This window comes from Candidatus Omnitrophota bacterium, from assembly GCA_041648975.1.
Lineage (GTDB): Bacteria > Omnitrophota > Gorgyraeia > 2-01-FULL-45-10 > 2-01-FULL-45-10 > JAQUSE01.
This window is the reverse complement of the sequence record JBAZNZ010000008.1, coordinates 1-22486: the sequence shown is the minus strand read 5'-3', so window position 1 is coordinate 22486 and position 22486 is coordinate 1. Positions and strand designations below refer to the sequence as shown.

36 protein-coding genes are annotated in these 22486 nt (G+C 46.1%); 34 read left to right on the top strand and 2 right to left on the bottom strand.

Annotation, left to right across the window (positions count from 1 at the left end; genetic code table 11):
* The first annotated feature begins 3 nt into the window (after nucleotides 1-3).
* From WC592_03540 to WC592_03510, 7 genes are all read left to right on the top strand, one after another.
* Nucleotides 4-699: a hypothetical protein gene (locus WC592_03540; GenBank protein MFA4981525.1), complete on the top strand. Its 696-nt coding sequence runs from the start codon at nucleotides 4-6 to the stop codon at nucleotides 697-699.
* 51 nt (nucleotides 700-750) lie between these two features.
* Nucleotides 751-1380: an SPOR domain-containing protein gene (locus WC592_03535; protein MFA4981524.1), complete on the top strand. Its 630-nt coding sequence runs from the start codon at nucleotides 751-753 to the stop codon at nucleotides 1378-1380.
* Nucleotides 1381-1480: 100 nt separating this feature from the next.
* A complete protein-coding gene (locus WC592_03530; protein MFA4981523.1) occupies nucleotides 1481-1786 on the top strand; it encodes a small basic protein in 306 nt (101 codons plus the stop codon).
* A complete protein-coding gene (aroB, locus tag WC592_03525) occupies nucleotides 1786-2883 on the top strand; it encodes a 3-dehydroquinate synthase (GenBank protein ID MFA4981522.1) in 1098 nt (365 codons plus the stop codon). The genes WC592_03530 and aroB overlap by 1 nt, the downstream gene beginning before the upstream one ends.
* On the top strand, nucleotides 2880-3314 hold the full coding sequence (locus WC592_03520; protein MFA4981521.1) for a secondary thiamine-phosphate synthase enzyme YjbQ: 435 nt from the start codon (nucleotides 2880-2882) through the stop codon (nucleotides 3312-3314). The genes aroB and WC592_03520 overlap by 4 nt, the downstream gene beginning before the upstream one ends.
* A 62-nt stretch (nucleotides 3315-3376) precedes the next feature.
* On the top strand, nucleotides 3377-3838 hold the full coding sequence (locus tag WC592_03515) for a GNAT family N-acetyltransferase (GenBank protein MFA4981520.1): 462 nt from the start codon (nucleotides 3377-3379) through the stop codon (nucleotides 3836-3838).
* A gap of 3 nt (nucleotides 3839-3841) precedes the next feature.
* Nucleotides 3842-4249, top strand: coding sequence for a thioesterase family protein (locus WC592_03510; protein MFA4981519.1), 408 nt, complete (start codon nucleotides 3842-3844; stop codon nucleotides 4247-4249).
* A gap of 8 nt (nucleotides 4250-4257) precedes the next feature.
* Here the strand turns inward: WC592_03510 and WC592_03505 are convergent, their stop codons facing one another.
* Nucleotides 4258-4821, bottom strand: a complete 564-nt coding sequence (locus WC592_03505) for a hypothetical protein (protein ID MFA4981518.1) — start codon at nucleotides 4819-4821, stop codon at nucleotides 4258-4260.
* The gene (locus WC592_03500; protein MFA4981517.1) at nucleotides 4818-5633 is read right to left on the bottom strand and encodes an XrtA/PEP-CTERM system-associated ATPase; all 816 of its coding nucleotides are present in this window, start codon (nucleotides 5631-5633) and stop codon (nucleotides 4818-4820) included. The genes WC592_03505 and WC592_03500 overlap by 4 nt, the downstream gene beginning before the upstream one ends.
* Nucleotides 5634-5782: 149 nt before the next feature.
* On the opposite strand from WC592_03500, the gene WC592_03495 reads away from it, so the two are divergent.
* The 27 genes from WC592_03495 to WC592_03365 all read left to right on the top strand — a co-directional run.
* A complete protein-coding gene (locus tag WC592_03495; protein MFA4981516.1) occupies nucleotides 5783-6151 on the top strand; it encodes a PilZ domain-containing protein in 369 nt (122 codons plus the stop codon).
* Nucleotides 6152-6229: 78 nt separating this feature from the next.
* Nucleotides 6230-6562, top strand: coding sequence for an exosortase system-associated protein, TIGR04073 family (locus WC592_03490; GenBank protein MFA4981515.1), 333 nt, complete (start codon nucleotides 6230-6232; stop codon nucleotides 6560-6562).
* A gap of 138 nt (nucleotides 6563-6700) precedes the next feature.
* Nucleotides 6701-7051, top strand: coding sequence for a PilZ domain-containing protein (locus tag WC592_03485; GenBank protein ID MFA4981514.1), 351 nt, complete (start codon nucleotides 6701-6703; stop codon nucleotides 7049-7051).
* A gap of 29 nt (nucleotides 7052-7080) precedes the next feature.
* Nucleotides 7081-7413 carry a hypothetical protein gene (locus WC592_03480; protein ID MFA4981513.1) on the top strand — a complete coding sequence of 111 codons (333 nt, stop codon included), beginning with the start codon at nucleotides 7081-7083 and terminating at the stop codon, nucleotides 7411-7413.
* 28 nt (nucleotides 7414-7441) lie between these two features.
* Nucleotides 7442-8002: a flavin reductase family protein gene (locus WC592_03475; GenBank protein MFA4981512.1), complete on the top strand. Its 561-nt coding sequence runs from the start codon at nucleotides 7442-7444 to the stop codon at nucleotides 8000-8002.
* The gene (locus WC592_03470) at nucleotides 7999-8496 is read left to right on the top strand and encodes a DUF523 domain-containing protein (GenBank protein MFA4981511.1); all 498 of its coding nucleotides are present in this window, start codon (nucleotides 7999-8001) and stop codon (nucleotides 8494-8496) included. The genes WC592_03475 and WC592_03470 overlap by 4 nt, the downstream gene beginning before the upstream one ends.
* Nucleotides 8486-9559 carry a DUF362 domain-containing protein gene (locus tag WC592_03465; protein MFA4981510.1) on the top strand — a complete coding sequence of 358 codons (1074 nt, stop codon included), beginning with the start codon at nucleotides 8486-8488 and terminating at the stop codon, nucleotides 9557-9559. The genes WC592_03470 and WC592_03465 overlap by 11 nt, the downstream gene beginning before the upstream one ends.
* A 1-nt stretch (nucleotide 9560) precedes the next feature.
* Nucleotides 9561-9911, top strand: a complete 351-nt coding sequence (locus WC592_03460; GenBank protein MFA4981509.1) for a histidine triad nucleotide-binding protein — start codon at nucleotides 9561-9563, stop codon at nucleotides 9909-9911.
* A gap of 27 nt (nucleotides 9912-9938) precedes the next feature.
* Nucleotides 9939-10301 carry a PilZ domain-containing protein gene (locus WC592_03455; protein ID MFA4981508.1) on the top strand — a complete coding sequence of 121 codons (363 nt, stop codon included), beginning with the start codon at nucleotides 9939-9941 and terminating at the stop codon, nucleotides 10299-10301.
* Between the two features lie 26 nt (nucleotides 10302-10327).
* Complete coding sequence (locus WC592_03450; protein ID MFA4981507.1) at nucleotides 10328-10825, top strand: PilZ domain-containing protein; 498 nt, start codon at nucleotides 10328-10330, stop codon at nucleotides 10823-10825.
* Nucleotides 10826-10827: 2 nt separating this feature from the next.
* The gene (locus tag WC592_03445) at nucleotides 10828-11367 is read left to right on the top strand and encodes a DUF4416 family protein (GenBank protein ID MFA4981506.1); all 540 of its coding nucleotides are present in this window, start codon (nucleotides 10828-10830) and stop codon (nucleotides 11365-11367) included.
* Nucleotides 11364-11942, top strand: coding sequence for a hypothetical protein (locus WC592_03440; GenBank protein ID MFA4981505.1), 579 nt, complete (start codon nucleotides 11364-11366; stop codon nucleotides 11940-11942). Before WC592_03445 ends, WC592_03440 begins: the two co-directional genes overlap by 4 nt.
* A gap of 4 nt (nucleotides 11943-11946) precedes the next feature.
* Entirely contained in the window at nucleotides 11947-13659 is a 1713-nt protein-coding gene (locus tag WC592_03435; GenBank protein ID MFA4981504.1) for an alpha/beta hydrolase, read from the top strand.
* Between the two features lie 63 nt (nucleotides 13660-13722).
* On the top strand, nucleotides 13723-14112 hold the full coding sequence (locus tag WC592_03430) for a PilZ domain-containing protein (protein ID MFA4981503.1): 390 nt from the start codon (nucleotides 13723-13725) through the stop codon (nucleotides 14110-14112).
* Nucleotides 14106-14456, top strand: coding sequence for a hypothetical protein (locus tag WC592_03425; GenBank protein ID MFA4981502.1), 351 nt, complete (start codon nucleotides 14106-14108; stop codon nucleotides 14454-14456). The genes WC592_03430 and WC592_03425 overlap by 7 nt, the downstream gene beginning before the upstream one ends.
* Before the next feature lie 16 nt (nucleotides 14457-14472).
* Nucleotides 14473-14820, top strand: coding sequence for an aspartate 1-decarboxylase (panD, locus tag WC592_03420; GenBank protein MFA4981501.1), 348 nt, complete (start codon nucleotides 14473-14475; stop codon nucleotides 14818-14820).
* Nucleotides 14821-14823: 3 nt separating this feature from the next.
* Nucleotides 14824-15327 (top strand): peptide deformylase, encoded by a 504-nt coding sequence (def, locus tag WC592_03415; GenBank protein ID MFA4981500.1) that lies wholly within the window; start codon nucleotides 14824-14826, stop codon nucleotides 15325-15327.
* A gap of 174 nt (nucleotides 15328-15501) precedes the next feature.
* Nucleotides 15502-15705, top strand: a complete 204-nt coding sequence (locus tag WC592_03410; GenBank protein MFA4981499.1) for a cold shock domain-containing protein — start codon at nucleotides 15502-15504, stop codon at nucleotides 15703-15705.
* Nucleotides 15706-15778: 73 nt separating this feature from the next.
* Entirely contained in the window at nucleotides 15779-16225 is a 447-nt protein-coding gene (locus WC592_03405; GenBank protein ID MFA4981498.1) for a GatB/YqeY domain-containing protein, read from the top strand.
* An 89-nt stretch (nucleotides 16226-16314) separates the two neighbouring features.
* Nucleotides 16315-16746: a hypothetical protein gene (locus WC592_03400; protein ID MFA4981497.1), complete on the top strand. Its 432-nt coding sequence runs from the start codon at nucleotides 16315-16317 to the stop codon at nucleotides 16744-16746.
* A gap of 116 nt (nucleotides 16747-16862) precedes the next feature.
* The gene (locus WC592_03395; protein ID MFA4981496.1) at nucleotides 16863-17390 is read left to right on the top strand and encodes a M23 family metallopeptidase; all 528 of its coding nucleotides are present in this window, start codon (nucleotides 16863-16865) and stop codon (nucleotides 17388-17390) included.
* A gap of 21 nt (nucleotides 17391-17411) precedes the next feature.
* Nucleotides 17412-17552: a hypothetical protein gene (locus WC592_03390; protein ID MFA4981495.1), complete on the top strand. Its 141-nt coding sequence runs from the start codon at nucleotides 17412-17414 to the stop codon at nucleotides 17550-17552.
* Between the two features lie 10 nt (nucleotides 17553-17562).
* The gene (locus WC592_03385) at nucleotides 17563-18276 is read left to right on the top strand and encodes a PilZ domain-containing protein (protein ID MFA4981494.1); all 714 of its coding nucleotides are present in this window, start codon (nucleotides 17563-17565) and stop codon (nucleotides 18274-18276) included.
* Between the two features lie 22 nt (nucleotides 18277-18298).
* The gene (locus WC592_03380; protein MFA4981493.1) at nucleotides 18299-19186 is read left to right on the top strand and encodes an HD domain-containing phosphohydrolase; all 888 of its coding nucleotides are present in this window, start codon (nucleotides 18299-18301) and stop codon (nucleotides 19184-19186) included.
* Nucleotides 19187-19191: 5 nt separating this feature from the next.
* Complete coding sequence (locus WC592_03375; GenBank protein MFA4981492.1) at nucleotides 19192-20142, top strand: radical SAM protein; 951 nt, start codon at nucleotides 19192-19194, stop codon at nucleotides 20140-20142.
* Between the two features lie 4 nt (nucleotides 20143-20146).
* A complete protein-coding gene (locus WC592_03370; protein MFA4981491.1) occupies nucleotides 20147-20863 on the top strand; it encodes a GAF and ANTAR domain-containing protein in 717 nt (238 codons plus the stop codon).
* A gap of 3 nt (nucleotides 20864-20866) precedes the next feature.
* The coding region (locus WC592_03365) for an NAD+ synthase (GenBank protein ID MFA4981490.1) at nucleotides 20867-22486 on the top strand (1620 nt) is incomplete at its 3' end.

The window sequence follows — 22486 nt, the reverse complement described above, 5'->3', positions numbered from 1 at the left end:
GCTATGTGTATACTAAATAGAGCTGTCTGTTTTGCCGCTATAATGGTTACGATAGCTATAACAGTCTATATATTTTTCGGTCCATTGGCCGTCTACATATTCTCAAAAGCTAATAATTTGGACATTTCATATACGTCCTTAAGCGTCTCATCAGGCAAGTTCGCATTCGGCAGCCTTAACGCCGCCGACAGGAAGACAGGCATAGGAATATCCTCAAAAGACGCTAGGATAACGCCGTTGTGGCGCGGATTCCCTGCTAAAGGCGGAGGAGCAATCTTCCGTTTAAAAGACGTTAATTTTACAAACCGATCACCCGGAAAACTTGCGTCGTTCGACAGCCTGGAGGGCCTGATAGCTATTCCATTCGATAGCCGATGGTCATATCAGGAGATAAGCGGTAAAGTCCGGTCGCGCAAAGACGGTGTCGATATAGAGAATTTTTCCGCAACGAGCGACGAGATAAAATTCGAAGTTTCGGGGAGTGTTGATTATGACAATGCGATCAATATTGACATAAAGGTGTTCTTTGGAGGAAAGCCGCTCGAGAAGATACCCCGGGAATTAACCGGCGCCCTGCTGACCGATGAAAAGGACGGCTGGAAAAGTCTTGCCGTTAGACTGTCGGGCGACTACAAATCCCCGTCAATAAACATCTCAAGTAAATTATTCAGGCTTAATATTAATACGATCTCCAGGTAGAGGACAGAATTGATTTAATGATGCATATATGTTATAATAAGATAATTTATTATGGAAGAAGATAATCAGCAAAAAGAGTTTTTTGAGTTAGATAAGCCTAAAAGGTCGTTTCCGGGGTTTGGCCGAATATTCCAAAAAACCGATCTTGAGAGGAAATTTGTATTTACCCTCACACTAGAAAAGACCGTGTTTATTGCCATAGGCATTATCATGGCAATGGTCGTGGTCTATGCGCTGGGGGTCGAGGCCGGTAAATCGATAAAGGGTCCTAAAACCGCGGCCTATTCAGAATGTAGGGCAAAAGCAGCCGTGTCCGTTGCGGAACCGCATGTGCGCACCGTGAAATTAACGCGAGGTTCAACATCTGTTCCGCCGCCGCAAAACCTAAGCACTGCCGCCGGCAGAAAGAGCCTTGCGGTCAATGCCGCGGCAAGGCAGCCAAAGGCACAAGCTGTCGTGAAACCATACACCATAATAGCGGTTACGCTGACGAGGCGCGATACGGCGATGCAGGAAGTGGAGCGTTTAAGAAAAGAGGGGATCAGCGCATATATAGTCCCCTCGGGAAAATATTTTCAAGTGCGGACGGGATCATACCAGTCGGCAATCAGCGTCCAGGCAAAACAGGACCTGATCAAAGTAAGGCGTCAATTCAAGGACGCGTATTTAAAGCAACTATAGGCAGTAAATTTCATAAATGTAGTCCCTCGTCACCGAAGTGAGATGGAAACTCCTCGGGACGATTTGCACGAGTGAGACTACAGCAAATCGGGGGTAAACAATGTCGCAACATCCAAGTCTGCATGGTGAGGGAAAGGATAGGCAGCACAGGTCCGTCTTGAAACGTTATGAGCGTATCAAGATACTAAAAGAGAAAGAAGATTGGAAAGATAAGGATTCTGTGTTTGGACTGCAAAAAGTCAAAGTAGTGAAATTTAAGATAAAGAAAGAGAAGGCAGCCGCCGCTGAAACAGAAGGCGCAGAAGGAACCGCAGCGCCGGCAGCAGGAGCCGCAAAGACAGCTGCTCCAGCCAAGGGTGCGGTAGCAAAGGACACCGGGAAAGCCGGGACAGGAGAGAAGAAATAGTGCGCAGGGTAAGCGTCAGCCTGAAAGATAGATCTTACGATATTATTATAGGCTGGAATTTGATCGGCCGGTCCGGCGCTTTATTGGATCTGAAGGGCATAGGGAAAGACGTTGTAATAATATCCAACAGAAAACTCCTTAACCTGCATGGGCGGAAACTTAAGCGATCGCTTGTGAACAAAGCGTTTACAGTAAGACTCGAGACGGTACCTGACTCTGAACGGGCTAAGGATGCCAGCGTAGCAGTGGATCTCATTGCCAGGATCGCCTCTTACGACAGACGTAAAGAGATATCGATAATAGCTTTCGGCGGAGGTGTAATAGGGGACCTGGCCGGATTCGTCGCGGCTGTATATAAGCGGGGAGTGCCTTTCGTCCAGATTCCGACAACGTTATTAGCGCAGGTCGATTCCGCAATCGGCGGAAAAACGGCTGTGGACTTGAGCGTCGCGAAAAATCTCGTCGGAGCGTTTTATCAGCCTAAGATAGTCCTCTCTGATATCTCTTTATTGAGGTCGCTTTCAAGGCGGCAGATCAGGAACGGACTGGCAGAGGTAATAAAATACGGAGTGATCAAAGACGGAGGGCTCTTTCGCTTCATAGAATCTTCCCACGGTAAAATACTCCGCGGAGAAAGGGCAGCGCTTGAACGTATAATTTCGCGCTCAAGCCTGATCAAGGCGCGCATAGTGGAAGAAGACGAGTTCGATAGGAAAGGCTCCCGCGCGCTCCTTAACTACGGTCACACGATAGGGCATGCGATAGAGGCAGCATCTCGGTACTCGGGCAGATACAACCACGGCGAAGCCGTAGGTCTCGGCATGATAGCGGCCTCAAGAATATCCATGAGACTTGGAAAGATAGACCCTGAAAGCGTAATGCGCATCGAGCGTCTCATTAAGGCTTGCGGCTTGCCGACAACCGTGAAGGGTCTGAGGTTTTCCGATATATATGAGTCCCAGCTGCATGACAAAAAATTTTCAGGCGCTCGCAACAGGTTCGTCCTGCCGGTAAAGATAGGCAGGGCCGTAGCCGTAGATAATGTGCCCTACAGGGCAATCAAAGAAGCGGTAGAATCCATGTTTTCGGACAGATGATCATCAATATACCTATCACCACAAAGATGAGGACGGAAATGATCGACATAACACCCGTGGTGGAGGCTGCTCTCAAGAGATCGAAGACAAATAGCGGCACGTGCCAGATATTTGTCCCTCACACTACAGCGGGCCTTACCATTAATGAGAACGCCGACCCCAGCGTAAAACGCGACATACTAAGCGGCCTGGAAAAAGCGGCGCCTCTCGACGGCAACTACGAGCACTCCGAAGGCAATTCCGCAGCGCATATCAAATCTACTATAGTCGGGACCGATAAGACCGTCTTTGTCGAAGACGGCAAGCTTAAGCTCGGAACCTGGCAGGGTATCTTCTTTTGCGAATTCGACGGGCCCCGGCAGAGAGGCATTCTCGTTAATATCACAAGAAACTTCATCCCGCCGAAGGCGGATTCAGAACTTTCCTTATGAAGTTTCAGTGGTTTAGGAAAGTTTTATACTTTCCTATACCATAAAAAGACAGGAGACATAATATGCCACATCTTTTAAGGCAGTTCACGAAAGAGGACGCTAAGGGCGTCAAAGACCTGATACTGACGATCCTGGCTAAAGAATATCCATTTGATAAATCTGCTTATTCTGACAGCGACCTGGAGAGGATAGGGGAGACGTACGGCGGCGAGAGAGATTCCTTCTTCGTCATCGACGACGGCGGAGAAGTCGTAGGTACTGTGGGTATAAAACAGGAGTCCAAAGACGAAGCGCTCCTCCGGAGGCTGTTCGTAGACCCGAAACGCAGGAAACTCGGTTATGGCACCCAGCTTCTATCCAGCGCGATAGATTTTTGCAGGCAGAACGGATATAAGAGCATCTATTTCAGGTGCACGGACAGGATGGCGGACGCAATGAAGCTCTGTTTAAAGAAGGGGTTCAAAGAAACAGAGAAGCTGGAAGTCGGCGGATTCAGGATCCACAAATTGGAGTTGTCATTATAATATATGAAATCCTTTGAAACTCAGGTCCGGGTCAGATACCAGGAAACTGATAATATGGGGGTCGTATACTACGCGAACTATTTCGTGTGGTTCGAGATAGCGAGGACCGAATACCTGCGCTCGCTAGGCATATCGTATAGTAAGCTGGAAGATCAAGGCATATTCATGATGGTAGCGGAGGCCAGGTGCAGATACAAGGCGAGCGCAAAATACGACGATGTAGTCACAATACAGTCAGGCGTCTCAGAGATGAATAATTCCAGCATGAAATTCGAGTATAAATTATTCGTCGGGGAAAAGATGATAGCTGCCGGTGATTCCGTTCACGTCTTCACGAACAAATCCTCCAGGCCGGTAAGGGTACCAGCCGAGATCAGGAACATCCACGAGGCATGCCGGGCGAAAGTTTGAGCCCGTCCTTACTTCATATCCAGATTTATCTCTGAGTCGCTGACTTTGAGCACCACGTTCTTCCTATCTATCTTCGATACCACCGCTCCGTCTACAGTATCACCTACGGCGACGATCAGGTTGTTAATTACCGCCTTGGGGCCATCGGTCAACTCCATTATGCCGTTAAGCACAAAACCCGGAAGCCGGCCTGCTTCATTGTGGAGGAATGTCGGTATGCTCTGCGTCTTATTGTATGTCTTAGATATGGGGGGCAAGTCCACCTTACTGAACGGTTCGGCAATGAGTTCAATGCCCGGAGAGGCGACACCTTTTTCGCGCGCTTCCCACGGAAACTGCGCAAGTGAGGCGCCGATCAACAATACAAACGCCGCTATCAGGAAAAACGTGTGCATGGACTTGCCCCTGCCCGGGGATTTGCCCTTTTGAATATAGGGTTTCCCGGTTTCTTGAAAAACCGGCGCTGTTTTAAATTCATTCCTTACCGGATCCGTCAGCTTAGCCGGTTGGACGGTTTTCACCATTGACGTCTTATTCTCGACTTTTTTTAAGGCATCCTGTATTATGCTCATCTCTTTATCACTCCTTCTAATTCTTGTATGCTGCGGTCGACTATAGGTAGGGATATATCCCTGGCCTCCATCGCATAGGCCGCCAAGAGAGATTTATCGCATACCATATTGATGAGGCGCGGTATCCCTCCCGAAAAACCGAAGATCCTATCCAGCGCGTCTTCGGGGAAGCGTATCTGTCCATTGGAGCCTGCGACAGACAGCCTATGATATATATATTCGCTCACTTCATCTTTTTCAAGCGCCGTTATGTGGAACCTGACCGCTATCCGCTGTTTCAATTGCGTAAGCCTCGGCGAATTTATCTTATTTTGCAGTTCAGGCTGGCCTACAAGTATTATCTGGAATAGCTTTTCCTTGTCGGTCTCGAGGTTTGAGAGCATTCGGATCTCTTCCAACACGGAAGTCTTCAGATTCTGCGCCTCGTCGATTATGAGTATGACGTTATTTCCCTTTGAGAGCTCGGCTATCAGGAAGTTATTCAGCTGCCGCAGTAAAGATACCTTGTTGTTCCTTTCGACGAATATACCAAAATCCTCAAGGATACATCTCAACAGCTGAAGTTCGGGAAGGGTGGAGTTGAAAACGAACGCGCTCTTAGTGTTCCTGTCAAGCTGACTTAAGAGGGCTCGGCATAGAGTCGTCTTGCCCGCGCCTACCTCTCCGGTGATCTCAAGGAACCCTTTTCGTTCTTTTATCCCGTAAAGAAGATGCGAAAAGGCCTCCTTGTGGACACGGCTCAAAAATAGAAAATTCGGGTCGCTGGTTACATTAAAAGGCTTTTCTTTCAGTCCAAAGAATTCTTTATACATTAATACCTTTTGTGTTATTTTATACAATAATTATACACGCATATACGCGGTCTTGCAAATAAAAGTTAATTTTTTCTTGCATTTTCCGCGCTTACTATGATATACTTTGCTCACAGCGGTTACCAGGTGCGCTAGTAAGGAGAATAAATATGTGGGACGGAATAAATAGAAGAAAATTTCCGAGAGCAAACTATAAATGCCTGATCACTATTAAGAAGAGGCTGACCTCAAAGACGCTCTCGACACAGACCGAGAACATAGGGGCAGGCGGAATATGCGTAATCGTCAAGGAAGACCTTGGATTATTCCAGGGCGTTGACCTTGAATTGTTCCTCGACGAAAGCCATCCGCCGATAAAGTGCGGAGGGACCGTAGTGTGGGTGGTAAAAAAGTCTTCCTCAAAGAAAGGCTCATATCTGTATGACACAGGCGTTGAATTTATCGATATCCGGCCTGAAGACAGGGAAAAGATAACCGAGATAGTCGAAGAGATCCTGAAGAACCAGAGGCGGAAATAGCCTTCAAGCCTTGACAAACCTGCTTTCATGTGTTATACTTTGAACAAATTACAGAATGAAGGGGGGTGAATTTATAAAATGAAAAATCTATTAAAGGGTATAATAATATGTGTAGCTATATTTATGATTCTGAATATAGCGACATCAAGCTATGCGCAAGATCCCGGTAAGAAGATCTACAGGGGACTCGCGAATATAGTCACAGGGTGGATCGAGCTTCCTAAAAACATATACGACACCAGCGTAGAAGACAATCCTCTCTCTGGTATCACAATCGGTCTAGCGAAAGGCGTTGGGATGACCATCGTCAGGACAGGAGCAGGAGTGTACGAGACAGTCACATTCCCGTTCCCGATTCCGGAAGGCTATACGCCGGTTATTGAGCCAGAATTTGTGTTCAAGAGCAAATAACAACTATCCGTTAATAGGATGGTAAATAAGGGGATAGAAAGAAATTTTTATCCCCTTATTTTTTATAGCGATATAAAGAACATTTCTATTGCTAAGCAAGCCGATAGATACTATAATAAACAATAAAGCGAGGTATAAGTGACCGAGAGAAGACGGTTTTTACGATTTGAAACGGCGCTCAACGCTCTGTGTGAATTCATTAAGGATAAAAGAAAGGCTTCCTATAAGGTAAAGAACATATCCAAGGAAGGCGCCCTCATCCTCGTGGATAAAGAGCTTTGCGAAGGGGAGGAGTTGAATCTTTCTGTAGATGTCCCCGGGGACAATGTCCCTATTTTTGCGAATTGTGAAGTTGCGTGGCAAAAGAACGATCACCGCGGCAACTTCTATGAGACCGGTGTCAAATTTAAGAAGATAGATAATCTCGATAGAAGCAGGTTGCTGGAATTTATATACTTGCAATGGCTCAGGCTCCTGGATGGAGAATAAAATAAAGGACAAACTAATAACGGTGAAATATGGCTGAAGAGAAGAAAGAAGAAAAAATAAAAGTGAAAGAGGAAATGAAGACAGAGGCACCGAAGACGGAAACGCCGAAAGCAGAGAAGCCGCAGGTTTCTCCGCAAGCACCTCAAGCAAAAGCAGCAGAAGCGCCTGCCAAAACCCCAGAGGCGCCGAAGAAAACGGAAGTTAAAAAAGAGAAGCCGGCGAACTGCGCAGCCTGCAACAAGTCCATAAAACATAAACAGTGGTACTACAGGAACGAAAAATTCTACTGTTCCAAACGTTGCTTTAAGTCAACTTTGAAAAAAGCGGAAAATCCGGAAGAAGGCCCTAAGGAAGCAGCGTAGTAACTATCAAATAGTCATAAAGAGCAAAATGCCAAAATCGGATATCCCTACCGGCACAGGCCTGTTCCCCATTCCTGTTGTCCTGATAAGCTGCATAGAAAAAGATTGCGAGAGAGCCAACATAATAACAATAGCCTGGTGCGGCATAATATGTTCAGAGCCGCCGAGCGTGGCCGCTTCCATACGACCCTCCAGACATTCTTACAAAATGATCAAGAGTACGGGCGATTTTGTAATGAACATACCTACCAAGTCCTTGATCGACAAAGTTGATCAATGCGGGCTTCGATCAGGGAAAGAAATTGATAAATTCAAAGAGTTCGGCTTTACCAGGGTAGCGTCCGCGAAGGTGCGCTCGCCCATGATACAGGAGTGCCCGGTCAACATCGAGTGCGTCGTCAAGGACATTGTAAAACTCGGCGCGCATGATATGTTCATAGGCGAGGTATTGGCCATCCATGCCGATACCGAGGCGATTGATATGGACGGACATTTCGATTACGCCAGGATACAACCGTTCGTTTACAACCAGGGCGAATACTGGGACCTCGGTAAAAAGATAGGTTTTTACGGATTTTCAGCAAAATGACCGCACGCAAACATGTTATTAAGAAAGACGTCCGTTACAAATTCATAGTAAGCGCGTGCCTTGCCGGGATAAATTGCACATACAAGGGAGAGGGCAAACTTAGAAGATCGATAAAGGCGCTGGTGGAAAATGGGCGGGCTATTCCCGTATGCCCGGAGGTCCTGGGAGGGCTGCCTACACCGCGCGAGAATGCTGAAATAATGAGCAAAGGCGGTGAGGAAGTTCTGATGAAAAAAGCGAAAGTAGCCGCTGTTTCCGGTGAAGACGTCTCCGGCTATTACCTGAAAGGGGCGAGAACAGCGCTTGCCCTCGCTGATCGTCACGGGATAAAAAAAGCGATACTTAAGTCGAACAGCCCTTCTTGCGGATACGGCCGTATTTACGACGGGACTTTCAGGCGTGTTTTAAAGAAAGGTAACGGCGTCTTTGCCGCCCTTCTATTGAAGAAAGGCTTCACTGTGCTTACCGAAAAGGCGGCGATCTATGCCAAGTAAGGTCTATTACATAAGCGCCGGTAATGACGATACAATAGAGTCGGTCTCAGAGAAACTGGCATCTCTTATTGACGCAAGCGGAGTGCTGGGCATGATCGGCAAGGACGATTTCACAGGCATAAAACTGCACTTCGGTGAAGAAGGCAATAAGGGTCATATAAGGCATCAATGGGTAAGAGAGGCGGTGCGGGCTGTAAAGGATAGGACCAAGAACGTCTTCCTTACCGATGCGAATGTTATATACAAAGGCGGCTTGCGGACAAATTCAGTAGACCATCTAAAGCTCGCTGATAAGCATGGATATAATATCAACAATGTAGGCGTTCCGGTATTGATAGCCGACGGTCTATTAGGAAAAAATTTCACAGAGATAGCCGTTTCTAAAAAACATTTCGATAAAGTGAAGATAGCCTCCGACATTGCTGACTGCGATAGTCTGCTTGCGCTGACGCACGTTACCGGACATATGTTGACCTGTCTTGGAGGAGCCATAAAGAACCTGGGCATGGGATGCGCATCGAGACGGGGTAAATATGAGCAGCATTGCGGGGTCGTTCCTGAAATCAAGCCGGATCTTTGCATAGGGTGCGGGCAATGCGTAAAGTATTGTCCGGCGTCGTGCATAACGCTGGAAAAAAGGAAAGTCAGAATATCGGAAGCGTCCTGCAAGGGCTGCGGGGAATGCGCAGTTGTGTGCCGCACGAAAGCTATCGACATAAAATGGAGCGAAACCCTTGAAAATCTGCAGGAAAAGATGGTAGAATATGCGCATGGTGTAGTCAAGGCCGTCAGCGGAAAAGTCGGATACATATCTTTTCTTATCAACGTTACCAAAGACTGCGACTGCCTTGCTAAAGACGAAGACAGGGTGATTGACGATCTCGGGATAGTGGCGTCGACCGATCCGGTAAGCATCGATAAGGCGTGTGTAGACCTTATTAATCAACGAACCGGCAAAGATATCTTAAGGCGGGCCTTTCCTGGAACCGATTGGATGAGCCAGCTGAGATATGCTGAGGAAAGCGGATTAGGAAGCTTAAGCTATACGCTTGAGAGGTTATGATATGGCACCTGGCTCATGTTTATTCTGCAAAATAGCTAATAAAGAGGTACCGGCAAAAATAGTATTTGAAGACAATATGGTGATTGCGTTCGAGGATATAAAGCCTCAGGCTCCGGTCCACATACTTGTGATACCTAAATACCACATAGACAAGGTATCCGATCTTGACGATGACAACATACACCTGATAGGCAGGCTGGTCCTTACGGCAAAGAATATCGCTAAAGAAAAAAATATCCATGAATCCGGATACAGGATTGTATTGAATTGCAATAAGGACGCAGGCCAGGATGTCTTTCATATACACCTGCATCTGTTGGGCGGCAGAAAGTTTGTCTGGCCGCCCGGATAGGAACACTAAATAAGGAGTTATATATAGATGACAAAAGAAGACAGGAGATCCTTTCCCCGCATCAACGACGATGCCCTCACGTTAAAATTAAATCTTGGTGATTACGACACCATGACGCATACGCTTAACATAAGCGCGTCCGGCATATACTGCAAAGTCGACAGGGAGGTACCGATTATGTCAAGGGTCAAACTTATGCTGATGCTCCCCGATCCGTCCAAAAACGACAAGGACGTTAAGAGCGTAATTGAGGTGGAGGGTGTAGTAGTAAGGGGCCACCCGGTTATAATCGATGGAGTTACCAAACACCATGATGTCGCTATTTTTTTCGAAAACCTCTCTCAGAAGAACAGGGAAGCCATCTCGAACTATATAGCAAAAAAGGGGTAGCTTTAAAAGCGTAAAGGAAACCACAGATGATCTTAGCCATTGAATTAATGTTCATAATATTGCTGGCAGCTATATTTTATATGTTATACAGAAGCGACATCATCACAATAAAGAACCGTCTTCCCCACGCAGTCGTAAAGGAATACTGGGACGGAGACGAAAGACGAAAGCACGTACGGTTCAAGAAGAACCTCGAGGTTGTGTATACTATAATAAAAGAGCCGGGGTCGAACGCGAATGGCACGACCGTCGATATATCCGAAGGCGGCATAAAGCTCCAGCTCGACAAAAAACTTTTCAAAGAAACTAAGTTAAATATCAGGATAATTATGCCGCATCAACAAGATGCGCCTGTGGTAGAAGGAATAGTCGTATGGTCCGAAGAGTCCCCGGAGAAAGACCCGACCGGGAAGAGGTTGTTCCACGCGGGGATCAGATTTCGTATAGTGAAAGAGGCTCCCGGCAGCAACTTCAGAGATTATATCCGTTCCATAGTCTTCAATCCAGGCGAGACCCCGGCCTGAATATGGGCGCTCTGCGCAGCCAAGACAAAGTCAATCTCATAGTCGGGCTTCTCTCAAAAGACGTATCCATCTTCCACAAAGTCGAAAAAAGACTGGGTAGGACCTACGGGAGGATAGACTTTGAAAGCGGGATCCTCGATTTCACGCATACAGAGTATTACAAAGATGAGATGGGGGAGGGTTTAAAAAGAAAATTCGTGAGTTTCGAAAAACCCGTCGGCCTCAAGAACATATGGGACGCAAAGATAGAGACCAATAAATTGGAAAAACGGTTCTTAGTGGACGGTAATAGAACGGTAAATATCGATCCCGGATACCTGACCCTTTCCAAACTTATATTATTTTCCACAAAGGACTATTCACACAGGATATATCTCAACAGAGGCATCTTCGCGGAGATCACATTGTTCTATAAAGACAGGAGGTACAACCCCTGGCCATGGACTTATCCTGACTACCGGAGCAAGCCTTATATAGATATATTTGGCTCTATACGGGAGCTATATAAGAAGAAGATCTCGAAAGCGGGCATTAAACCATGATAATAAAGAAAAAGAGCCTGATAGTTGCGTTCGTCTCCAGCTTTGTGATATTTTGCGTTCTAGTCCTTACGCTGGTAGGCTACATAGTTTACCAGGAGATCAAGAGCGAGGAATTCAGGCTATCTTATATTTACGAGCTCGAGAAGATCAATGCCAGATTTTACGCAAAGTTCATAGATATATCAAAATTGAACGCCAAGATGGAAAATAGCGGGCCGCTAAAAGGAAACCCTATTATCGAAGGAGTCTTAAAAAACAAAGGCAATAGGGTTGTAACCGGTTTACTCATAAAAGTTAAACTACTCGACGAAGACGGCGCCGTAATATACGAGGTAACCTTCCATCCCAATAAACCGTCTCTCGGCGATTCAAACCTGACACAGGCAGCAATGCCTTATTTGTACGGCCGGTCCGAGATCCCGATCAGGCCGAATGAGACAATGCCTTTTAAAAAGATATTGAACAATTGTCCGGGCGAAATAGCTTCCGAATTGAAAGCTGAGTCCGGACCAACTGAAGGATCAGGCAGGTGGGCCGGCAGGCTTGCCTCCGAGATCCTTTCCATAGAGTTTTAATACGATGAAAACCATTTATTTCATAGTATCCGTTCTGCTAATGGTGAGCATCCTTCTCTTTATATCATCCTTCATATATCTGGACAGGGAGAAACACAAGATATACTATTACGCGGTAAATCTTGAGGGGCGTGATATAGGAACCATAAGAATAGATAAGTTTTTAACGGATGACAAACTTATATATAAATCCGTAATGGAGACACCCTTTTTCCCCGCGCTTACCGAGTTCAAATCCAAACTTACACTGGATAGGCAATACAATTTAGAAAGCTACTCCAGGGAAGGTTACGGCAACAAATCTGTTGAAACCGCCCATCTGGAGAACGTGAACGGGTCCTTATCGTTCGTAGCCTCATTTTATTCTAAATTCGCATGTCTGGAGAACATCCCGATAAAAAAAGAGACCTTTGTCTTCGAAGACGATTCTCCCGTGACATATATGCCGCTGATCGAGAACTACAACTTCAGGCGCGGCAGGTCGCAAGGATTTAACACTATCACTATCTTCTCCGATCCGTCGCTGCCTCCCATGCAAAGGTTTGTTACGCTTACTTCCATTAAAGATGAGTATTTGAAGATAGACAGGCGCAGGATAAAGACAGAGAACCTTATCCTGAAAATAAGAAATTATCCTCAAGGAAACTTATGGATTGCGAAATCGGATAAAAGCATTATGAGGCTGGAGATACCGAAAATAGGGCTGAAGATAACCCGGAGGTTCTCCGCCAAGACATTAAAGGCCGAGGAATACGTCCTGGCAGACGACGCATACACTCAGCGGGCGGTGTCTTTTAAGAATAAGACTATCCAATTATCCGGAACGTTTACAGCGCCAAAAGCAGAAGGAGCGCATCCGGCCCTGCTTCTGGTAGGCGGCGATGGCCCTCAGGATCGTCGATACCAGGGACTATTTACCGGGATCGCAGATTATCTTGCAAAAAACGGCTTTTGCGTACTCAACTTTGACAAAAGAGGTATCGGTTTAAGCGAAGGCAGTTCTTCGGCTTCGACGGCCGGCGACCTGTCTGAGGATGTGAGTGCGGCCTTAGGATTCATGGCCGAGCAGAAAGAAGTCGATCCAAAACGCACAGGCATAATCACTCATGCGGAAGGGGCTTATTACGCAATGAAAGCCCTGTCAGGAAAAAAGAACGCTAGAGCAATGATCCTGATTGCGCCCGTACTGGGACCTGCCTCGGAAGACGATATGTTGAAAGCGATTAAAACCAAAGGCGCAAAAGAGAAGTGGACCGATAAATATTTGAAAACAGTGGTCAAGTCGATCCGCGAAGGAAGAGAAAGAGTGCGCGATGCCCGCCATAATTGGATATACATATTCGGCAAGAAGTGTTTCGTAAAGAATATGAAAGAGAGCATGCAGGAGGATCCGATCGAGATCGTTAAAAAAATTAATGGCCCTGTTTTGATAATGCAGAGTAAAGACGATGAGGACGTTCCCGAAGATACGATCTCGCGGCTGGAAGCTGCCCTGGGCCAGGCTGGGAATCCAACGACGACCGCATATTATAGCTATCTGGGCCATTTTCTGGGAAAGCTGGTTAATGACGGCGTTCACAGAATGCATTATGAAATATCAAAAGAACCGCTGAAAAACATAAAAGCATGGCTTGATGTCAACCTCCAGGAAGCGCCTCCCGAACCTCATAAAATGCCTGAGCAGGCCGAGCAGGCCGACGCCGCCGTAAAATCGTAGTTTTTTATTTGACGGTAATCAGCGTATATGATATAGTCATATCCCAAACAGGAGAAGCTAGTTATGAGGAAGGCTCCGCGTGAGATCATAGAAAAGCGGAAATACTTACGTCTTAAAGCCCCTTTGAATATATCATATTCAGGCAGATTGGACGGGAAAACCCGCAGTATCATAGCCAAAGACATCTCCGCGGATGGGATAAGGTTTGAGACGCATGATAAGGGGTTAAAAAGATCGGATCTGATAGAATTGCAGCTAAATATACCGGATGCGGATACTTCGCTGAAAGCCAGAGGAAAGATCATATGGAATAAAAAGCTCTCCCTGGAAGATAACTCCCCGTCAGATGTCGGCATTGAATTTATCGACATCGAGGAAGGGAAGAAGGACATCATGCTAAAGTTTTTGTGTGATATTATATATAGCCTACCGGAGGAAAAAAAGAGATGCTGATAAGGAGCCCCGGACGTTTGAAATCCATGATTTTATCGATATTATTATCGGCTGTCGTTCTATACGGCTGCTCTACGTTAGAGATCGCGGATCCCGAAGAGATGGTTAAACACCCCCTCGGGACAGAATCTATCAGGTTGGGAATGTCCAAAACGCAGGTAGAATCCATTTGGGGCAAGCCGGACGATGTCAGGACGGTAGAAGGCAATGAGAAGAAACAAGGGCCTAGAGAGGTGTGGACCTATAGAGCGCAATACAGCGCAATACCGGTTGATGCCGGCTATCTCTCCAAAACTAAAAAGCTATATTTTGACGGAGAAAACCTTACGGAAATAGGCGAATAATATAAGAGGGTTGAGCATGTTACGGATGATGTGTAAGTCAAAGATACACAGGGCAAAGATAACAAAGGTCGATCTTCATTACGACGGAAGCATAGGAATAGACAAAGACCTTCTTCAGCGATCGGACATATATCCGGGCGAAATAGTCCAGGTCGTAAACGTCAATAATGGGGCGCGTTTTGAGACTTACGCCCTGGAAGAAGCGGCCGGATCGGGTATTATAGGGTTGTATGGAGCCGCGGCTCACCTGGGCAAGGCGGGAGACCTGGTCATAATATTGTCTTACGTATTAGAAGAAAACAGAGAGGCTAAAAAGGTAAAGCTGAAAGTCGTAAAGGTCGATTCTCAGAATAGGCCGAAATAGTATATGAGCGCATTAAAGATAAGAGTGTTTCCTGACAAGATCTTGAGAAAAAAAGCCGCCAAGATATCCTGTGTCACTGATTCCGAGATCGCCGCTTTCGCGGATATGGCCGAAACGATGTACATCAATAACGGCATAGGGCTGGCGGCGCTCCAGGTAGGGATCGATAAGCAGCTTGCGGTAGTAGATATAGGCAGCGGCATAATCAGGATGGCAAATCCCGTAATAGTGAAAAGGATAGGCGCTGTCGAAGACGAAGAGGGCTGTCTTAGCGTTCCGGATGCATGCGTAAAAGTTAAAAGGGCACGGTCCGTAACTGTCAGTTTTTTAAATGAGAAGAATGAGGTAGTGGAGTTGCGTGCCGATGGACTGCTCGCCAGGGCAGTCCAGCATGAGATAGACCATCTCTCAGGGTTTTTAATTATAGACCACCTCCCCCCAATAAAGAAATTCTTTCTAAGGGCAAAACTGCCCGGTTCAAGCCGTATTAAAGGAAAACGCATATAAAAATAAATAAATATTGACAAAACCCTAATAACATGATATAGTTATATCAATATTTAGGTGATGTATTAGTGACAAGAAAAAATATGAAATTGATGGATGCCATGCGAAGCCCGACGAAAAAGCTTCAAGTGGCATTTTTTTGGTCTAATATATCTTGAGGAGGTGAAAATAGAAATGACGCAAGGCACAGTAAAGTGGTTCAATGACAAGAAGGGCTTTGGTTTCATCGTAGCCGATGAAGGCAAAGACGTCTTTGTCCATCATACTGCTATTGAAGGTGAAGGATATAAGTCCCTAAAAGAAGGTGATAAGGTCGAGTTTGAGATAGTGAAAGGGCCTAAGGGAGACCAGGCCACAAAGGTCGTAAAGATGGCCTAAATAGAGCGGCTTCAATCACCTACCTGGCGTTAAAAATCACTTTTACATATAAAAGTAAGGGGTGGTATTTATTATGTCTTTATATCGTAGTTTAGAAAATGACATGAAGGTAGCGTTAAAAGACGGCAATGCTGTAAAGTTGTCGGTCCTCAGGATGCTGATATCGGCCATAAGGATGTTCGAGCTTGAAAAGAATTTAAAAGAACCGCAGGAAGGCGATATCTTGCAGATAATACAACGGCAGGTTAAGCAGCGCCGCGAATCCATTGACCAATTCCATAAAGGCAACAGGAAAGACCTGGCAGATAAAGAAACATTGGAATTGAAAATACTGGAGTCATACCTGCCCAAGCAGCTTACAGAAGATGAGCTCCTGGAAATAGTAAAGGCCTGCATCGTCAAGCTGGGCGCAACTAAAAAATCCGAGACGGGCAAAGTAATGAAGGCAGTAATAGAAAAAACAAAGGGAAAGTCCGACGGCAAGACCGTAAACCGGATCGTAATGAAGCTTCTTGCGTGAAGATCCGCCGCGCGATGCAATAAAAAATTATTTACATTGATTGTTAAAATTAATTGTAGTATAGTAAATTCTATCGAAAGGAGGAAAAAATGAAAAAGAATATCATTGTAATAGCCTGTATAGCGATGGCCGCCTGTTTTGTAATGGTATCGGCATCTTTTGCTGCTGAGAAATCGGCGGGGACTCCGATCCAGGCAAAGAACGTAAAGGACTTTAGCGCGAAAGCCGCTAAATATCCTGTAAACGTAGTTAAGAAGACCGCCGAAAATGTCGCTAAGACGACGAAGCGGGGAGCTAACATCGTCGTTGACGCCGGCAGGAAGAGCATGGATATCGTCTCTAACGAAGCTAAAGCGTTGGGAGCGATGCCGAAAGATCCGGGCAAGATAAAAGACGTTACGATCGAGCCTGTTAAGGGTACAACCTTAATGGTAGGCGAGACGGCGAATGATACCGCTGTGATGACCGGAGAAGCTGCGAAGGACGTAGTTACTCTGCCGGTTGACGCGGCAAAGCAGTAATTTTAAATGCGATATACCTACTGCCTAAATAAGGGAGTAGACGGACAAAAGAAAAAGCCATATTTTTTAAAAAAAAGATATGGCTTTTTCTACTATAAAGTATAATAATATACACAATGAGTCGACTTCTCTTTTTTTTCATAACGGTGGTAGTTACAGCGCTGATAACTTCTTTATTATATGAGCCCGTTTCTGTGCTGGTATATAAAATAGTAGAGCCGAACTTCAGCTGTCCAATAAAGACAACCGGCAAGAATTTAGTAATAAGGAATGACGCTAAGGGTGACGGTGAGTTCGGCGCTAAAAGGCGCAACGGCCGGACTCATTCCGGCATAGACATATCGGCTGGTGTGGGCACCCCTGTATACGCGTCAAGAAGCGGCCTGCTCTTTTGCGGAAATGTCCCGACCGGTTATGGGAAATATGTAATGATATATCATCCCGACGGTTACCAGACAATATACGGCCATCTTTCCGATTGGAGCGAGTATTCAGTGAGGAAAGCGCGCAGAGGCGAGATCATCGGCTTCGTAGGTAAAACAGGGAATGCGGCAGGAAAGGCAATACAACCACATCTCCACTTCGAGATCAAAAAAGACGGCGCGGCTCAGGACCCTCGAGGCCTGATGAAGACGGACCGCTGAACATCCCAGAGGAGGTATTACATGTCGAAAGCTTCCATATTGGCAGCCATCGTATGCATTTGCTGCATGCTGGCCGGTTGTGGAGAAACAGTATCCGGCGTAGGTAAGGATGTTAACAGGATGGGGCAAGGACTGAGCACATTTTTCTTCAGACAACAATAAGAGAGGATCCATGGGTATAAGGATAAGGGAAGTGAACAGCATAAATATCCTTGATATAGACGGGAAAGTTGACATAAACTCATCCGATATTATTGAGATGGTAGGCTGGCTCGTAAACACCGGAAAAGTCAACTTGATACTTAATTTCGAGAATTCCGATACGGTCGATTATAACGGCCTTTCGATACTTGCTATAGCTTACAAAAATATCATAAACCATAAGGGAAAGATGAAGCTACTGAACGTGCCGTTAGCGGTAATTGAACTGTTCAAAGTGGTCAAGCTGGACTCAATATTTGAAACATATACCGACGAGGAGTCGGCGATAAACAGCTTTTATGATGAGGGAATATCGAAGATGCAGCTCAGGCGGCGTTTCCAGCGCCTCGATATACACATCAGTGTTAAATACAAGATGATGGGTGATAAGAAAAAAACGAAGATATTTGACGGCAGGGTATTGAATATCAGCGCGGCGGGCGTATACATATACTCACCCTACACGTTCCCGATAAACAGCCTTTTGGACCTGGAATTCAGCTTACCAAGCGCACCGGCGGTTCTGGCCGCCAACGGAAAAGTATCGTGGATGGCCGACAAGGAACTCCAGTCGCATTACTACCCCGGCATGGGTGTGACATTTATTCACTTAACGCCGGAAAAAGAGCAGGCAATCATAGAGTTCATCGATAAAAACGTAACTCATAGAGCCGAACCGCTTTGAATATTTAAAAAGAGGTATACGCATGCGCCTGTCAAAAGACTTATACACTATCTACGGACAACTTCTCGCAAAAAAAGATAGAGAAATAACGCATGATGTAGTCAAGAAGATATGGTCGATGGGAGATAAGCATAACCAGGCGAGAGTCCCGTTACAAAATACCGATATATTCACCGATCTTCAGAAGGTCTTCCGCGACAAGCGATACATGACCATGTTCAAGCCGCCGTTATCGAGGGAGGAGATATGTGAAGTAGCCGGCAGGTTAAAACTCGAAAACGACATTATCTTCGAACTTAGCATCATGAAGAATAACCTGCTATATACCTATTACCACGTACTGGTCGTCGCGGCTTTCGTCATCAAGTTATCGCTTGCTTTCAAGCCGAAAGAATACGACAGAGAAATAGCGTCTCATTGCGGTTTTACGCACGATATCGGCAAGACCCGCGTACCAATAGAGATATTGAACAAACGAGATAAACTGTCCGATGAGGAGAGGGCTATCATTGAGACGCATCCGGTTTGCGGATTCCTTCTCCTGAATTATTACCTGAAGAAAGACAGGAGAGAGTGCTCCTTTTCGTGCCTCGAACACCATAGAAAGTTGGACGGCAGCGGATATCCAAAGAGCTCTTCCAAGATTCATAAGTATACGAAATTGATAAGCCCTGTTGATATAATGGATGCGCTTATGACAAAAAGGCCGTATAGGGGAAAGGCCTTTTCATTAAGAGCGAGCCTTGATTATCTCATTAAAGAATCACGGGAGGGCAGGATAGACAGGGAAATTGTCCTGATGCTTATAAGCTTCGCCAGGAAAAATAAGCCTAAGGCAGGGGATATCCGTATATCCGAGATACCGAGAGAGAAAATCCCTGAAGAGATGACCCATGATAAATACAGGTAAATCCTTTGAAAAATGCACACGCCAGGCTGAATTCAATAAGGCATGCGAAGAAACTGCTAAACGGCTCTCTTGAAAAATGCAGGATCTGCCCCAGAAAATGCGGCGTCGATAGGACAAACGGTATACTAGGGTTTTGCCGCGCCGGATTAAATCCCGCAGTATATAGTTATTCTGCCCATTATGGTGAGGAGCCGCCCCTTTCAGGCACAAAAGGTTCCGGGACGATATTTTTCACTCATTGCAACATGAAATGCGCGTATTGCCAGAATTACTACTTCAGCCAGTTAGACAAGGGAAAAGAGATCTCCGCATCAGGCCTTGCGGAATCAATGCTCTATCTACAGAAAAAATTATGCCACAATATTAATCTCGTCAGTCCGACCCATTTTGTGCCTCAAATTGTAGACGCGCTTGAGATCGCCGTTGAAAAAGGGCTTTCCATACCGATAGTCTATAATACGAGCGGTTATGACCTGCCTGAAACAGTACAGATCCTGGACGGCGTAATCGATATCTATATGCCTGACATGCGGTATTCGGATAATTCGATGGCTAAGCTGCATTCTGACGCGCCGGGTTATCGGGAATTCAACAGGAGCGCCTTAAAAGAGATGCAAGCGCAGGTCGGCGACCTGATACTTGACGACAACGGGTTAGCAAAGAGAGGGTTGATAATAAGGCTTCTGGTATTGCCGGAAAATATATCCGGAACTATCGAAAGCCTTCGGTTTATCAAGGATTCCGTATCGAAAAACGCTTATCTGAGCATAATGAGCCAGTACTATCCGACCTACAAGGCTTATAACTTTAAGGGAATATCCCGAGGCGTAACTAATGCCGAATATAAGAATGTAGTTGACGAGGCAGCCGTTTTGGGATTAAATAATGGCTGGATACAGGAAATGCCGGACGACCAGAACGGCCGTTTTTTGGGGACCAACATACAACCAAGGTAAAGCAATGGCAGCCAAGCATAAAAAATCGGTATCTGCGGCAAGACAGCTTGAGGCCATCTCGAGAGTCAGCAAGACCATAACGTCCAATCTCTACCTGGAGGATATACTTAAGCTGATAGTCACTGTGACCGCAGAGATTATGGACTCTAAGATATGTTCTCTTATGCTGCTCGACGACAAGACGGGCGAACTGGTATTAAAAGCCACGCAGTCAATGAGCGAGGTTTACAATAAAAAACCTAATCTTAGGCTTGGAGAAGGAATTGCGGGAAAAGTCGCCCGTGAGAGCAGAGCTATAGCGGTATATGAACTATCGAAGGAGCCGGAGTATAAATATAAGGACATAGCGGCTAAGGAGAGCCTGAAATCGCTCCTCTCAGTACCGCTTGCTGTAAAAGGCGAGGTAATAGGAGTGCTCAATAATTACACATCGTATCCGCATAAATTTACGAAAGATGAGATAAACATACTCACTACAGTCGCCAATCAGGCGGCTATAGTAATAGAAAACGCCGAACTCATGGTCAAGACTAAGGTTATCCAGGAAGAGCTTGAGACCCGCAAGATGATAGAGCGCGCCAAGGGGATATTAATGCGGGAGCAGGGCATGTCTGAAGAAGAGTCGTTCAGGAAGATACAGAAACAGAGCATGGATTCGAGAAAATCGATGCGCGAGATAGCCGAAGCCATCATACTCATCGAGAAGATGAAGAGGAAATAGTCTATGGGGAAGATTCGTCTTGGTATTGCGCAGATAAATTGCACTGTCGGCGACCTGGAAGGTAATTGCCGCAAGATAGCTGATCGCCTGAAAGAATCAAAAGGCCTGGGGGTGGATATAATATCGTTCCCGGAGCTTGCAATAACCGGCTATCCTCCGGAAGACCTTTTGCTGAAGACAGGATTTGTCGACGATAATCTGGAAAGTCTGCGGGACCTGGCAAAAATGGTGGGTGAGACGGTTGCGATCATCGGGTTTGTAGACAAGGCAGGGCACGACATATATAACGCAGCCGCTGTAATATATAAAGGAGCGGTCAGGGGCATATACCATAAGATGTTCCTTCCGAATTACGGTGTATTCGACGAAAAACGCTATTTCAAACCCGGATCCGATGCGGTTATTTTCAGCCTGGGCGGATTATTGTTCGGCGTAAACATATGCGAAGATATCTGGCATAAGGAAGGGCCTGTAAAAACCCAGGCGTCTCTCGGGGCCGGTTTAATAATCAATATAAATTCTTCGCCATATCATGCGGGTAGGATCAGGGAAAGGGAAGAACTGGTTCGTTCCCAGGCCAAGGCAAATAATGTATCGATATCTTATACAAATCTCGTCGGAGGCCAGGATGAGCTGGTATTCGACGGGCAGAGCATGATCGTCGATAGCGCCGGTAAGATCACGGGAAGAGCGGCCGCTTTCAAGGAAGAACTACTGGCGCTAGATATCGACATCCCTACAGGTAAGAAGACGGCGGACAAGTGGGCTATCCTATTAGATGGTAATATCACAGAAAAGCCAAGGCCCGGCTTGCAAAAAGCAGATTCCCGTCCGTTCGACCCGACTGCTGAAATATATCAGGCCCTCGTATTAGGCCTCAAAGATTATGTTCAAAAGAACGGTTTCAAGAAAGTGGCGGTTGGACTGTCCGGCGGGATAGATTCATCTCTCGTGGCAGTGCTGGCAGCCGATGCGCTAGGCAGGGATAATTGTATAGGCGTATATATGCCTACGCATTACTCTTCCGCCCAGTCAGAGGCCGATGCCAGGGATCTGGCCAAAAAACTTGGTATAGAATTCAAAGTAATCTCGATAGAGCAGATATTTAAGCTCTATTTAATGGCGCTCGAGCCGCAATTTTCCGGCATGGCAAGGGACATTACCGAGGAAAATTTGCAGGCGCGCATCAGGGGTAATATGTTGATGGCGCTATCGAACAAATTCGGCTGTCTTACCTTGACGACAGGCAACAAGTCAGAGATGAGTACAGGATACGCCACATTATATGGGGATATGGCCGGCGGGTTCGCCGTTATAAAGGATGTTCCAAAGACCCTGGTTTATAAATTGGCCAAATACAGGAATTCCATCAACGCCGTAATACCAAATGAGGTCTTCACGAAGGAGCCGACTGCCGAACTAAGACATAACCAGAAAGACCGTGATACGCTTCCGCCTTATGACATATTGGACCAGGTGCTAAAAGCATATGTGGAAGAGGACAAAGGCAGTGACGAGATTGTAAGCATGGGGTTTGAAAAGGGGCTTGTAAACAAAGTACTGTCTATGGTAGATAAGAGCGAGTATAAGCGCAGACAGTCTCCGCCGGGAATCAAGATCACC

Bases quoted from the DNA above. Each gene is read 5' to 3' on its own strand.
- WC592_03540 (MFA4981525.1), top strand. From the start codon at position 4: ATGTGTATACTAAATAGAGCTGTCTGTTTTGCCGCTATAATGGTTACG.
- WC592_03535 (MFA4981524.1), top strand. From the start codon at position 751: ATGGAAGAAGATAATCAGCAAAAAGAGTTTTTTGAGTTAGATAAGCCT.
- WC592_03530 (MFA4981523.1), top strand. From the start codon at position 1,481: ATGTCGCAACATCCAAGTCTGCATGGTGAGGGAAAGGATAGGCAGCAC.
- WC592_03520 (MFA4981521.1), top strand. From the start codon at position 2,880: ATGATCATCAATATACCTATCACCACAAAGATGAGGACGGAAATGATC.
- WC592_03515 (MFA4981520.1), top strand. From the start codon at position 3,377: ATGCCACATCTTTTAAGGCAGTTCACGAAAGAGGACGCTAAGGGCGTC.
- WC592_03510 (MFA4981519.1), top strand. From the start codon at position 3,842: ATGAAATCCTTTGAAACTCAGGTCCGGGTCAGATACCAGGAAACTGAT.
- WC592_03505 (MFA4981518.1), bottom strand. From the start codon at position 4,821: ATGAGCATAATACAGGATGCCTTAAAAAAAGTCGAGAATAAGACGTCA.
- WC592_03500 (MFA4981517.1), bottom strand. From the start codon at position 5,633: ATGTATAAAGAATTCTTTGGACTGAAAGAAAAGCCTTTTAATGTAACC.
- WC592_03495 (MFA4981516.1), top strand. From the start codon at position 5,783: ATGTGGGACGGAATAAATAGAAGAAAATTTCCGAGAGCAAACTATAAA.
- WC592_03490 (MFA4981515.1), top strand. From the start codon at position 6,230: ATGAAAAATCTATTAAAGGGTATAATAATATGTGTAGCTATATTTATG.
- WC592_03480 (MFA4981513.1), top strand. From the start codon at position 7,081: ATGGCTGAAGAGAAGAAAGAAGAAAAAATAAAAGTGAAAGAGGAAATG.
- WC592_03475 (MFA4981512.1), top strand. From the start codon at position 7,442: ATGCCAAAATCGGATATCCCTACCGGCACAGGCCTGTTCCCCATTCCT.
- WC592_03470 (MFA4981511.1), top strand. From the start codon at position 7,999: ATGACCGCACGCAAACATGTTATTAAGAAAGACGTCCGTTACAAATTC.
- WC592_03465 (MFA4981510.1), top strand. From the start codon at position 8,486: ATGCCAAGTAAGGTCTATTACATAAGCGCCGGTAATGACGATACAATA.
- WC592_03460 (MFA4981509.1), top strand. From the start codon at position 9,561: ATGGCACCTGGCTCATGTTTATTCTGCAAAATAGCTAATAAAGAGGTA.
- WC592_03455 (MFA4981508.1), top strand. From the start codon at position 9,939: ATGACAAAAGAAGACAGGAGATCCTTTCCCCGCATCAACGACGATGCC.
- WC592_03450 (MFA4981507.1), top strand. From the start codon at position 10,328: ATGATCTTAGCCATTGAATTAATGTTCATAATATTGCTGGCAGCTATA.
- WC592_03445 (MFA4981506.1), top strand. From the start codon at position 10,828: ATGGGCGCTCTGCGCAGCCAAGACAAAGTCAATCTCATAGTCGGGCTT.
- WC592_03440 (MFA4981505.1), top strand. From the start codon at position 11,364: ATGATAATAAAGAAAAAGAGCCTGATAGTTGCGTTCGTCTCCAGCTTT.
- WC592_03435 (MFA4981504.1), top strand. From the start codon at position 11,947: ATGAAAACCATTTATTTCATAGTATCCGTTCTGCTAATGGTGAGCATC.
- WC592_03430 (MFA4981503.1), top strand. From the start codon at position 13,723: ATGAGGAAGGCTCCGCGTGAGATCATAGAAAAGCGGAAATACTTACGT.
- WC592_03425 (MFA4981502.1), top strand. From the start codon at position 14,106: ATGCTGATAAGGAGCCCCGGACGTTTGAAATCCATGATTTTATCGATA.
- panD (MFA4981501.1), top strand. From the start codon at position 14,473: ATGTTACGGATGATGTGTAAGTCAAAGATACACAGGGCAAAGATAACA.
- def (MFA4981500.1), top strand. From the start codon at position 14,824: ATGAGCGCATTAAAGATAAGAGTGTTTCCTGACAAGATCTTGAGAAAA.
- WC592_03410 (MFA4981499.1), top strand. From the start codon at position 15,502: ATGACGCAAGGCACAGTAAAGTGGTTCAATGACAAGAAGGGCTTTGGT.
- WC592_03405 (MFA4981498.1), top strand. From the start codon at position 15,779: ATGTCTTTATATCGTAGTTTAGAAAATGACATGAAGGTAGCGTTAAAA.
- WC592_03400 (MFA4981497.1), top strand. From the start codon at position 16,315: ATGAAAAAGAATATCATTGTAATAGCCTGTATAGCGATGGCCGCCTGT.
- WC592_03395 (MFA4981496.1), top strand. From the start codon at position 16,863: ATGAGTCGACTTCTCTTTTTTTTCATAACGGTGGTAGTTACAGCGCTG.
- WC592_03390 (MFA4981495.1), top strand. From the start codon at position 17,412: ATGTCGAAAGCTTCCATATTGGCAGCCATCGTATGCATTTGCTGCATG.
- WC592_03385 (MFA4981494.1), top strand. From the start codon at position 17,563: ATGGGTATAAGGATAAGGGAAGTGAACAGCATAAATATCCTTGATATA.
- WC592_03380 (MFA4981493.1), top strand. From the start codon at position 18,299: ATGCGCCTGTCAAAAGACTTATACACTATCTACGGACAACTTCTCGCA.
- WC592_03370 (MFA4981491.1), top strand. From the start codon at position 20,147: ATGGCAGCCAAGCATAAAAAATCGGTATCTGCGGCAAGACAGCTTGAG.